Source organism: Devosia sp., from assembly GCF_041917035.1.
GTDB lineage: Bacteria > Pseudomonadota > Alphaproteobacteria > Rhizobiales > Devosiaceae > Devosia_A.
In genome coordinates this window covers 1-11537 of record NZ_JAYRYM010000124.1, presented here as the reverse complement: position 1 = coordinate 11537, position 11537 = coordinate 1, and the positions used below count along the sequence as shown (strand labels likewise).

General features: G+C 67.5%; 11 protein-coding genes and 1 pseudogene. 2 read left to right on the top strand and 10 right to left on the bottom strand.

The annotated features are described in order from the left end of the window. The 6 genes from ACE3TU_RS13300 to mdh form a co-directional block, all read right to left on the bottom strand. A partial coding sequence (locus ACE3TU_RS13300) for a 2-oxo acid dehydrogenase subunit E2 (protein ID WP_374624921.1) occupies positions 1–1160 on the bottom strand: 1160 nt, incomplete at its 3' end. Positions 1161–1202: 42 nt separating this feature from the next. Then, positions 1203–4202: a 2-oxoglutarate dehydrogenase E1 component gene (locus ACE3TU_RS13295; protein ID WP_374624923.1), complete on the bottom strand. Its 3000-nt coding sequence runs from the start codon at positions 4200–4202 to the stop codon at positions 1203–1205. A gap of 155 nt (positions 4203–4357) precedes the next feature. Continuing rightward, positions 4358–5272, bottom strand: a complete 915-nt coding sequence (sucD, locus tag ACE3TU_RS13290) for a succinate--CoA ligase subunit alpha (RefSeq protein WP_374624919.1) — start codon at positions 5270–5272, stop codon at positions 4358–4360. Positions 5273–5305: 33 nt separating this feature from the next. After that, the gene (locus ACE3TU_RS13285; RefSeq protein WP_374624917.1) at positions 5306–5959 is read right to left on the bottom strand and encodes a hypothetical protein; all 654 of its coding nucleotides are present in this window, start codon (positions 5957–5959) and stop codon (positions 5306–5308) included. Further along, positions 5959–7158, bottom strand: coding sequence for an ADP-forming succinate--CoA ligase subunit beta (gene sucC / locus ACE3TU_RS13280; RefSeq protein ID WP_374624915.1), 1200 nt, complete (start codon positions 7156–7158; stop codon positions 5959–5961). Before sucC ends, ACE3TU_RS13285 begins: the two co-directional genes overlap by 1 nt. Before the next feature lie 211 nt (positions 7159–7369). After that, positions 7370–8332, bottom strand: a complete 963-nt coding sequence (gene mdh, locus ACE3TU_RS13275; protein ID WP_374624913.1) for a malate dehydrogenase — start codon at positions 8330–8332, stop codon at positions 7370–7372. A gap of 167 nt (positions 8333–8499) precedes the next feature. Between mdh and ACE3TU_RS13270 the strand changes: the two genes are divergently transcribed. After that, complete coding sequence (locus ACE3TU_RS13270; protein WP_374624911.1) at positions 8500–8745, top strand: type II toxin-antitoxin system Phd/YefM family antitoxin; 246 nt, start codon at positions 8500–8502, stop codon at positions 8743–8745. Then, positions 8742–9188 (top strand): type II toxin-antitoxin system VapC family toxin, encoded by a 447-nt coding sequence (locus ACE3TU_RS13265; protein WP_374624909.1) that lies wholly within the window; start codon positions 8742–8744, stop codon positions 9186–9188. The genes ACE3TU_RS13270 and ACE3TU_RS13265 overlap by 4 nt, the downstream gene beginning before the upstream one ends. Here the strand turns inward: ACE3TU_RS13265 and zapE are convergent. The 4 genes and pseudogenes from zapE to ACE3TU_RS13245 all read right to left on the bottom strand — a co-directional run. Beyond that, entirely contained in the window at positions 9185–10324 is a 1140-nt protein-coding gene (zapE, locus tag ACE3TU_RS13260; protein WP_374624907.1) for a cell division protein ZapE, read from the bottom strand. The two genes, ACE3TU_RS13265 and zapE, sit on opposite strands and share 4 nt — an antisense overlap. Positions 10325–10329: 5 nt before the next feature. Beyond that, a complete protein-coding gene (locus tag ACE3TU_RS13255) occupies positions 10330–10983 on the bottom strand; it encodes an AprI/Inh family metalloprotease inhibitor (protein WP_374624905.1) in 654 nt (217 codons plus the stop codon). Positions 10984–11163: 180 nt separating this feature from the next. Further along, positions 11164–11352 carry a hypothetical protein gene (locus tag ACE3TU_RS13250; protein ID WP_374624903.1) on the bottom strand — a complete coding sequence of 63 codons (189 nt, stop codon included), beginning with the start codon at positions 11350–11352 and terminating at the stop codon, positions 11164–11166. A 41-nt stretch (positions 11353–11393) separates the two neighbouring features. Continuing rightward, a pseudogene (locus ACE3TU_RS13245) lies at positions 11394–11537 on the bottom strand (succinate dehydrogenase iron-sulfur subunit); the annotation flags it as partial.

The window sequence follows — 11537 nt, the reverse complement described above, 5'->3', positions numbered from 1 at the left end:
AGCGCGCTGTCGCGGGCGAGCTTGCCCAGCCGGGCGATCTCCTTCTCGATCCCGGCGATCGACATCTGGTCGGCATCGCGCACCACCGGCACCACGAGGCCCTTGTCGGTGCCGACGGCGACGCCGACATGGGCGTAGTTCTTGTAGATGATCTCGTCGCCGTTGATCTCGGCGTTGACCGCCGGGATCTCCTTGAGCGCATGCACCACCGCCTTGGTGAAAAAGCCCATGAAGCCCAGCTTCACGCCGTGCTTTTTCTCGAACAGATCCTTGTAGCTGTTGCGCAGCGTCATCACCGGCTGCATGTCCACCTCGTTGAAGGTGGTGAGCATTGCCGCCGAGTTCTGCGCGTCCTTGAGCCGGCGGGCGATGGTCTGGCGCAGCCGGGTCATCTTTACCCGCTCCTCGCGCGCCTCGTCGGCCGCGGCGACCGGCGGACGCGGTGCGGGGGCCGCGGCAGCCGCCGCCGCAACGGGGGCGGGAGCAGCAGCCGCCGGAGCAGCAGCAGCCGGGGCCGGAGCCGGGGCGGCCTCCACCGGTTTCGCGGCGGCCACGGCAATCGGCGCGGCGGCGGCAACAGGCGCCGGCGCGGGCCTCGGCGCTTCCACCGGCCTGGGGGCCTCGGTCGGCCGCGGCATCGGGATCGGCGCGGCAGCCGAACCCGACATCGCCGTCGGCATGGCCGGCGCGGCCGGACGCGACAGCGCCGCGAGGACATCTTCCTTGAGCACCTGCCCGCGCTTGCCCGACCCGGCGAGATCGGCCGCGGCGAGGCCGTTCTCGGCCATCAGCTTCTGGGCTGACGGCGCCGGCGGCACCATGCTGCCATTGACCGGCGCCTTGACGGCGGCTTCGGCGACGATGGCCGCCGGCTGCGGCGCCTCGGCCGGTTTCGGTGCCGGAGCGGCTGCGACAACCGACCCCGCCATCCCGATGGCGCCGATCAGCGCTCCGACATTGACGGTGTCGCCCGGATTGGCGGCGATCGATTCGAGCACGCCGGCCGCCGGGGCCGGCACCTCGATCGTCACCTTGTCGGTCTCCAGCTCCACCACCGGTTCGTCGGCGGCGACGGTGTCGCCCACCTTCTTGAACCACTGGCCGATCGTCGCCTCGGTGACGCTCTCGCCCAGCGTGGGCACCCGGATCTCAGTCGCCATTGTCTTGGTCCTTCAAACTTTGCCGCTTTTTGGTCTGGACGCCTATTGCCGGGCGAACGCTTCCTCGAGGAACGCCGCCAGCTGCTGCAGGTGCGTCCGCATCAGGCCGGTCGCCGTCGCCGCCGAAGCGGCACGGCCGACATAGCGCGGCCGCTCGCCGGGCCGCCCCATCTGCTCCAGCACCCAGTCGATATAGGGCTGGACGAACGCCCAGGCTCCCATGTTCTTGGGCTCCTCCTGGCACCAGACCACCTCGGCATTCTTGAACCGGTTGAGTTCGTCGAGCAAGGCCTTGGCCGGGAACGGGTAGAGCTGTTCGAGGCGCAGCAGGTAGACATCGTTGATGCCGCGCTTCTCGCGGTCCTCGAGCAGGTCGTAATAGACCTTGCCGGTGCACAGCACGACGCGCCGGATCTCGTTGTCGGGCACGAGCTTGATCGCCGTCTTCTGCACGCCCGGGGCTTCGGCATCATCCCACAGCAGCCGATGGAAGGTCGATTGCGGCCCCATCTCGACCAGGGCCGACACCGCCTTCTTGTGCCTGAGCAGCGACTTGGGCGTCATCAGCACCAGCGGCTTGCGGAAATCGCGCTTCATCTGCCGGCGCAGGATGTGGAAGTAGTTGGCCGGCGTCGTGCAGTTGGCGACCTGCATGTTGTCCTCGGCGCACAGCTGCAGGTAGCGCTCCAGCCGCGCCGAGGAATGCTCCGGTCCCTGCCCCTCGTAGCCGTGCGGCAGCAGCATCACCAGCCCGCTCATGCGGAACCACTTGCGCTCGCCCGAGGAGATGAACTGGTCGACCACCACCTGCGCGCCATTGGCGAAGTCGCCGAACTGGGCTTCCCACAGCGTCAGCGTGTTCGGCTCGGCCAGCGAATAGCCGTACTCGAAGCCGAGCACCGCCTCCTCCGAGAGCATCGAGTTGATGACCTCGTAGCGCGCCTGGCTCGCCGAGATGTTGTTGAGCGGGGTGTAGGTCGCCCCGTCCTTCTCCTGGTCGTTCAGCACCGAGTGGCGCTGGCTGAAGGTGCCACGCTCGCAATCCTGCCCCGACAGCCGCACCGAGTGGCCCTCTTCGAGCATCGTGCCGAAGGCCAGCGCCTCCGCGGTGGCCCAGTCGATGCCCTCGCCGGCCTCGATGGCGGCGAGGCGGTTGTCCATGAAGCGCTTGACCGTCTTGTGGACGTTGAAATCCGCCGGCACGCGGGCCAGCTGCTGCCCGATCCGTGCCAGTTCGCCGATCTCGACACCGGTCTCGCCGCGCCGCGGCCCCTCGATATCGGCGCGCTTCATGTCCTTCCACACGCCGTCGAGCCAGTCGGTCTTGTTCGGCCGGAAATCCTGGCCGGCCTCGAACTCGGCCTCCAGATGCGCCCGCCAGTCGGCCTTCATCTTCTCGACGTCCTCGGCCGAGAGCAGGCCCTCGCCGACGAGGCGCTTGGAGTAGATGTCCAGCGTCGTCTCGTGGCTGCGGATCTTGGAGTACATCAGCGGCTGGGTGAAGCTCGGCTCGTCGCCCTCGTTGTGGCCGAAGCGGCGGTAGCAGAACATGTCGATCACCACCGGGCGGCCGAACCGCTGCCGGTACTCGACCGCCACCTTGGTGGCATAGACCACCGCCTCGGGATCGTCGCCGTTGACGTGGAACACCGGCGCCTCGATCATCTTCGCCACGTCCGTGGGATAGGGCGAGGAGCGCGAGTACATCGGCGCCGTGGTGAAGCCGATCTGGTTGTTGATGACGAAGTGGATCGAGCCGCCGGTGCGGTGGCCCTTGAGCCCGGAAAGGCCGAGGCACTCGGCCACCACACCCTGCCCGGCAAAGGCGGCATCGCCGTGGATCAGCAGCGGCAGCGCCACCGAGCGGTCGGTCTGCCGCGTATCGGGGATGAACCGACCGTCCACCGCCGAGCGCTGGTCCTGCTTGGCGCGCGCCTTGCCCAGCACCACCGGATCAACGATCTCGAGATGGCTGGGGTTGGCGGTAAGGCTCAGGTGCACGCTATGGCCGTCGAACTCGCGGTCGGCCGAGGCGCCCAGGTGATACTTGACGTCGCCCGAACCCTCCACCTCCTCGGGGTAGAAGGCGCCGCCCTTGAACTCGTGGAACAGGGCGCGGTGCGGCTTGGCCAGCACCTGGGTCAGGACGTTGAGCCGGCCGCGATGCGCCATACCGAGCACGATGTCCTTCACCCCCAGCGCCCCGCCGCGCTTGATGATCTGCTCGAGCGCCGGGATCAGCGCCTCGCCGCCATCGAGCCCGAAGCGCTTGGTGCCGGTGAACTTGACGTCGAGGAACTTCTCGAAGCCCTCGGCCTCGACCAGCTTGTTGAGGATCGCCTTCTTGCCCTGCGGGGTGAAGCTGATCGACTTGTCCGGCCCCTCGATGCGCTCCTGGAGCCACTGCTTGGCTTCCGGATCGGAGATGTGCATGAACTCGACGCCCACCGTCGAACAGTAGGTGCGCTTGAGGATCGCCAGCATTTCCGGGATGGTGGCGTAATCGAGCCCGAGCACGTGGTCGATGAAGATCCTGCGGCCGTAATCCGCCTCGGTGAAGCCGTAGCTCCTCGGGTCGAGCTCGGGCGCCGGATCGTCCTGCTTGAGCTTCAGCGGATCGAGATCGGCATGCAGGTGCCCGCGCATGCGGTAGGCGCGGATCATCATGATGGCGCGGATCGAGTCACGCGTCGCCTGCAGCACGTCGACCGGGGTCGGCGCCGGCGCGGCCTCCACCCTGGCCTTCTCGACCAGTGCCTTCTGCACCTTGACCTGGATCTCGCCCCAGTCACCGTCGAGCGCCGAGACCAGTTCGCCATTGGCCGTCTGCGGCCAGTCGCGCCGCTGCCAGCTCGGACCCTCGGCATTCTTTTCGGCCTGCTCGGGGCTGTCCTCGAGGCGGCTGAAATAGCCGGCCCAGGTCGGGTCGATCGAGCCCGGATCCGCCTTGTAGCGGGCGTAGAGCCCCTCGATGTAGTCGGCGTTGCCGCCATAGAGGAAAGAAGAGAGCAAGAACTGTTCGTTCTTTTCGTGTCGGGTCATGTCGAGCAATGCGAGGCTCGTCGCCCCGCCATCCTTCTCAAGTGCCCGGAACTGCCTTGCCGGGCCGGCTGCGTACGGGCGGAAAACTGCCCGTACAGTATCTGTCTGACGTTAAGGCGCCGGTAACGCGCCCCAACGGCGTCGCGGGCGGGCATTCAGCCCTTGAGGACCTCGGCGAGCGTCTGCCCGATGCGCGCCGGCGAGCGCGACATGCGGATGCCTGCCGCCTCCATCGCCGCGATCTTGTCCTCGGCGCCGCCCTTGCCACCCGAAATGACGGCGCCGGCATGTCCCATGGTGCGCCCCTTGGGTGCCGTCAGCCCGGCGATGAACCCGGCCATCGGCTTGCTGCGGCCGCGCCGCGCCTCGTCGATGAGGAACTGCGCCGCGTCCTCCTCGGCCGAACCGCCGATCTCGCCGATCATGATGATCGACTTGGTCGCGTCGTCCTTGAGGAACATCTCCAGCACGTCAATGAACTCGGTGCCCTTGACCGGGTCGCCGCCGATGCCCACGGCCGTGGTCTGGCCGAGGCCGGCATTGGTGGTCTGGAACACTGCCTCATAGGTAAGCGTGCCGGAGCGCGAAACAATGCCGACCGAGCCCTTCGAGAAGATGTTACCGGGCATGATGCCGATCTTGCACTCGCCCGCCGTCACCACGCCCGGGCAGTTCGGCCCGATCAGGCGCGACTTCGAGCCGTCGAGCGCCGCCTTGACCTTGACCATGTCGAGCACCGGCACGCCCTCGGTGATCGCGACGATCAGCTCGATCCCGGCCTCGATCGCCTCGAGGATGGCGCCGGCGGCGCCGGCGGGCGGCACATAGATCACCGAGGCGGTGGCCCCTGTCTTCGCCCGGCCTTCCGCTACCGAGGCGAAGATCGGCAGCTCGACATCGCCGGCGCCGGGCACCTTGCCCTGCCAGTTCTGCCCGCCCTTCTTGGGATGCACCCCGCCCACCATCTGCGTGCCATGATAGGCCAGCGCATACTGGGTATGCAGCGTCCCGGACTCACCGGTGAGCCCCTGCACCAGGATCTTGGTGTTCTTGTCGACGAGAATGGACATCAGGCTTGGCTCGCTTCTGGAGGCGGGGGTGAATCAGCAATACGTATCCGGCACGATTTCGCCGGGATCGGGTTCGGAGGTCGAAAACTTCAGCACCAGACCGGAGATGCCGACCTGCTCCCTGTACTGGCTCACCTCGGGAATGAAGGTCATGTAGGTGTCGCCGGTGCGCGGCATCGGACAGGGCGGCCCCCACACATAGCTGGTGATGTGCATGTCGATCTGGCTGTGGGCGATCGGGTTGCCGATCAGCGCGGTCACCGGCTCGGGGTCGATCGGCGCGCTGGCGTCCATGTTGTACAGATAGCAGCCGATCAGCACCCAGGGGTCCTCGCCCTCGGTGACCGTGATCTCGGAGCGGCTGACCACCAGATAGTGATCCAGCCCCTCGATGGGCTTGGCGAAGGTCGTGTAGGCGAAGACGGTGGGCAGCTCCGGATCGGCCGTGGCTTCCGTCTCGGAACGCGCCATGATCGCGGCGAGCTCGGCATTGACCGACGGCTCGACCTCCGCCCAGCCGGCGGCCACGGCGGCATCCCGGGTGGACTGGTAGCCCAGCCGGCCCGGCACGCAGGCATCGGCGAACTCGGAGACGAAGGCGATGTCATAGGCCGGCACGGCCAGCGCCGGCGAACCGCAGAGGACCAGCGCAGTGGCTGCCGTCGCCGCGACGGCACCCGTCCGCATCAGCCGCGCCCCTTGACCGCCGCGACCACTTTCTGCGCCGCGTCGTCGAGATCGTCGGCGCTGATCACGTCGAGGCCGGACGAGTTGAGGATGGCCTTGCCTTCCTTGACATTGGTGCCTTCGAGGCGGACCACCAGCGGCACCTTCAGCCCGACCTCCCGTACCGCCGCGATCACCCCCTCGGCGATGATGTCGCAGCGCATGATGCCGCCGAAGATGTTGACGAGGATACCCTTCACCGCCGGATCGGCGGTGATGATCTTGAACGCCGCCGTCACCTTCTCCTTGCTCGCGCCACCGCCGACATCGAGGAAATTGGCCGGCTCGGCGCCATAGAGCTTGATGATGTCCATCGTCGCCATGGCCAGCCCGGCGCCATTGACCATGCAGCCGATATTGCCGTCGAGCGCCACATAGGCGAGATCGAACTTGGAGGCCTCGATCTCCTTGTCGTCCTCTTCGGTGAGGTCGCGCAGCGGCTTCAGCTCCTCGTGCCGGAAGCCGGCATTGTTGTCGAAGCTCACCTTCGCATCGAGCACCCGCAGGTGGCCGTCGCGCAAGACGATCAGCGGGTTGACCTCGAGCAGGCTCATGTCCTTTTCGGTGAAGGCCTTGTAGAGCGCCGGAAACACCGTCCCGGCATCGCCGGCGGCGGCACCCTCGAGCTGCAGCGCGCCGACGATGGCCCCGACATCGGCGGCGGTGACCCCGCTCGTCGGGTCGATCGCCACGGTGACGATCTTTTCCGGCGTGTCATGGGCCACCGTCTCGATGTCCATGCCGCCCTCGGTGGAGACGACGAAGCTGACCCGGCCGGTCGCGCGGTCGACCAGCAGCGAGCAGTAGAGCTCGCGCGCGATATCGGCGCCATCCTCGATATAGAGGCGGTTGACCTGCTTGCCGGCCGGCCCGGTCTGCTTGGTGACCAGCGTGTTGCCCAGCATCTCGCGCGCGTTCGCCACCACATCGGCCACCGAACGGGCCAGCCGCACCCCGCCCTTGGCGTCGGGCGGCAATTCCCTGAACTTGCCCTTGCCGCGTCCGCCGGCATGAATCTGGCTCTTCACCACGTAGAGCGGGCCCGGCAGCGCCTTGGCCGCCGCCTCCGCCTCGTCCGCCGAGAAGATGGCGACGCCCCGGGCCACCGGCAGGCCATAGGTTGCGAGCAGCGCCTTGGCCTGATGTTCGTGGATGTTCATGTCTGCCTACCGCCTTGCGATCGAGCCCGGACTGTCAACCTCCCACCAGGTCATTCCCGCGAAAGCGGGAATCCCTGTTGCGGTGGTGCGGCACGTCCCTGAAACCGGGATTCCCGCTTTCGCGGGAATGACACCGGCGTATGTGTTCAGTCTGTCCAACTATCCCAGTCACCCCCGTGCCGAGCCTGTCGAGGCACAAGGGCGTGAGGCCTTACGCCAGCTTCGGCGCGATCTTCTTGCAGGCCTCGACCAGCCCGCCGACGGCGGCAACCGACTTGTCGAAGGCCTTCTGCTCGCTGCCCGAGAGCGAGATCTCGACGATCTTCTCGACACCGCCCGCGCCCAGCACCACCGGCACGCCGACATAGGTCCCCTTCACCCCGTACTCGCCCTTGAGATAGGCGGCGCAGGGCAGGATGCGCTTTTTGTCCTTGAGAAAGCTTTCGGCCATCTCGATCGCCGAAGCGGCAGGGGCATAGAAGGCCGAGCCGGTCTTCAGCAGCCCGACGATCTCGGCGCCGCCGTCGCGGGTGCGCTGGATGATCTGCTCGAGCTTCTCCTTGCTGAGCCAGCCCATCTTGACGAGGTCGGGCAGCGGAATGCCGGCCACCGTCGAATAGCGGGCGAGCGGCACCATGGTGTCGCCATGCCCGCCGAGGACGAACGCCGTCACGTCCTCGACCGAGACCTTCAGCTCCTCGGCGATGAAGAAGCGGAAGCGCGCCGAGTCGAGCACGCCCGCCATGCCGACGACGCGGCCGGTCGGCAGGCCCGAGAACTTCTGCAGGGCCCAGACCATGGCATCGAGCGGGTTGGTGATGCAGATGACGAAGGCCTCGGGGGCATACTTGGCGATGCCGGCGCCCACCTGCTCCATCACCTTGAGGTTGATCTCGAGCAGGTCGTCGCGGCTCATGCCCGGCTTGCGCGGCACGCCGGCCGTGACGATCACCACGTCGGCGCCGGCGATGTCCTTGTACTCGGACGTACCCTTGAGGCTGGCGTTGAAGCCCTCGACCGGGCCCGACTGGCTGAGGTCGAGCGCCTTGCCCTGCGGCACGCCGTCGACCACGTCGAACAGGATCACGTCGCCCAGTTCCTTGGTCGCCGCCAAGAGCGCCAAAGTGCCGCCAATCTGCCCCGCACCGATCAGAGCGATCTTCTTGCGCGCCATCCACGAACCCCCGTTTCACCAATGCTGGAAATTGCGCGCCCCTATTAACCCTGTCGGGTGACGGGGGCAAGTCAGCCTTTGGTTCCGGCACAGGATGGTGACCGCGTTGACCCGGCAGACCCACCGAACTACATGTGACTACATGTAGTCACCATCGGAGGACCGAGATGAAGCGGATGCAGTTGCGCGAGGCCAAGGCCAAGCTGTCCGAGGTGGTGGAGACCGTTGTCGGGGGGGAGCCGGTGACCATCACCAGGCACGGCACCCCGGTGGTGATGATCGTCTCGATCGAGGAGGGCCGCAAGCTGCATTCCGAGGCGCCGAGACGCAGCGTTGTCGACGTCTTGCTGGAGTATCCCGGGGGGCTGGATCTGGAACGCGACCACACGCCGCCTCGTGAGATCGACCTGTGAACCACCGCTTCCTCCTCGATACGTCCGTAGTATCCATCTTCGGCCCCGGCCGGCGAGAGGCGTCGGACGACCTTGTGGCTTGGGTGCGCCAGCAGAACGAACGGTTGTTTCTCTCCAGCATCACGATATTCGAGATCACTCAGGGAATCGCCAGACTCGCCCGAGCCGAACAGCATCAGCGGGCAGACCGCTTCACGAGGTGGCGGGACGATCTCGCGGCCCAGTTCGGCGAACGTCAGTTGCCGGTGGACGAAGCGGTGGCAAAGGTCGGCGGGAGGATGTCCGACGAGGCCTTTGGCAGCGGCATGCATCCGGGCTTTCTGGACGTGTTGATTGCGGCGACCGCAAGGGTCCACGATCTCATCGTGCTAACTCGCAACGTAAGGCATTTCGGCACGCTCGGCGTTGCCGTGGCCGATCCGCTGGAACGACTACCCGACTAGCTTCCTGCCGCCCGGGCCTCGCCCTTGTGCGGCGCGGCGAGATACTCCGCCGACTGCATCTCGATCAGCCGCGACACGCAACGGGCGAACTCGGCCTTCGTCCTGTCGTCGCGGCCCAGTTCGTCGAGCGGCGCCGCAAAGCTCGCTGCCAGCTTGACGCCGCGGTCGTACAGCGTGTCGACCAGCAGGATGAAGCGCTTGGCGGCATCCGTCCTCAGTCGGTCGAACTGCGGCACGTGGTCGAGCATCAGCGCATCGTAGGCATGGCTGAGCCTCAGGTAGTCGCGCGCCCCGAGCGGCCGCTCGCACAGTTCGGCGAACGCGAAGCGCGCCGCCCCCATTGCCGCCTGCGGCACGGCAATGACCCGTCCCAGCGAGTGCACCTGTTCGGGATGGCCCGGCACGCCGCCGGTCAGCCGCAGCCAAAGCCGGTCCATCTCGGCATCCACCCCGGCCCCGCTGCCGAAATGATAGACCGCCTCGCCCTCGAACTTCAGCCGGCGATAGTCCGTCGGCCCGTCCAGTGCGACGATCTCGCAGCGCGCCTTCAGCTCGGCGATGAAGGGCAGCACCAGGTCGCGGTTGAGCCCGTGCTCGTAGAGCCGGTCCGGCACGGTGTTGGAGGTCGCAACGATGCTCACGCCGCCGGCGAACAGCTTCTCGAACAGCCGGCCGAGCAGCATGGCATTGGTGATGTCCTGCACCTGGAACTCGTCGAGGCAGAGCAGCCTGAGGTCCTTGAGCAGCGGCGCCACCACCGCGGCGACCGGATCGGCATTGGCCGCCCTGCCCTGCGCCGAGCGCCGGAACGCGGCAATCGCCTCGTGCATCTCGTCCATGAACTCGTGGAAATGCACGCGCCGCTTGCCGGCGATCGCCACCGTGCCGAAGAACAGGTCCATCAGCATGGTCTTGCCGCGCCCGACCTGCCCGACGAGGTAAGCGCCGCGCACCGCCGGCCGGCCGCGCCGCAGCCCGGCGAGCAGGCCTCGCGCCGCCTCGGCCGACTGCACCTCGCGCGCCACGCGGTCGAGCACCGCCGCCGCGGCCGTCTGCAGCGGATCGCTCTGCAGGGTCCCCGACGCCACCAGCGCCGCGAGGGCCTCGCCGACCGGGTGCCCGCGCCCGCGTGCCACGCGGCTCAGCCGACCATCGAAATGCCCTGGCCGCCGGCCAGGGTGCCGATGAAGCGGTTGCCGCTCAGGATCAGCGAGGCGATGATGTCGCCCGCTTCGTCGAACAGCTGCACCTGCGTGCCGACCAGCTGCCAGCTGGCCACCACCTTGAGCCCGGCCAGCCCGCAGCCCGGCGTCGAGGCACGGTAGCGCGAGGTGCCGGTCTTGGCCGTATAGGTCAGGTTCAGCTTGCACTGCTCGGCGCCCGACACGATCGTCCAGCCGCCCAGCAGCTTCTCGATGGTCAGCCCGCCGGAGAGGTCGCGCCCCGGCGTGTTCGGCACGGCGCCGACCGCATCGAGGGTGACGAAGGAGTCGTCGGTGCTCGCCACCTGCACCGGCTGCCCGAACTGGTCCACCGCCGGCGGCAGCGCCGGATCGAGCGCCGCCGGCTGCTCGAGGTCGGTCGGCTGGCCGGGCGTGCCGATATCGGCCGTCTGCACCTGCCCGTCCTGCCCGATGGCGGGCAGGTTCGAGCTGGCGACCGGCGTGTTCTGGATCGGGGTGATGGACTCGGTGGCGATATTGCTGGTCCGGATTCCGCTCGATGCGCAACCGCCGAGCGCCACGGCAACGACACCAATCATCGCAATGGCAACGCTGGCGCGTCTCGAACTCATCATCCGCCCTCGGCCCCCCGGCCTGATCGTTAACAAAGTGTGACGCGGCGACATACCCGAAGCTTGCCTCCGGTTCAACCGGGTCCACCCGCCCGTCCCCTATGCCGCGACCAATGTGGCAGGTTTAGGGTGCCGCGGCGGGCTCGCGGTCCGAAACCGCCCGCGAACGGCCACCGTGCCCTACCGGGCCAGCATGTCCCTGAGCAGCGCCCCGGCCAGCAGCCGGGCGTCGTCCGCCTCGTCCTCGGGCACCTCGATCGGGATGCCCTTCGGGCCGTAGACCCCCGGCAGGCCCGGCAGTCCGCTGTCGCCGCCCTCGCGCGGATGAAAGCCATGTGCCTTGAGCGCGGCGATCAGCACCCGCGCCACCGAGGGGTCCTCGACATCGGCGATGGTCGGAAAGCTGGCGATCAGGCGAACTCCCGCTTCACCATCATCTGCTTGATCTCGGCGATCGCCTTGGCCGGGTTCAGCCCCTTGGGGCAGACCTTGGCGCAGTTCATGATGGTATGGCAGCGATACAGCTTGAACGGGTCCTCGAGATTGTCGAGCCG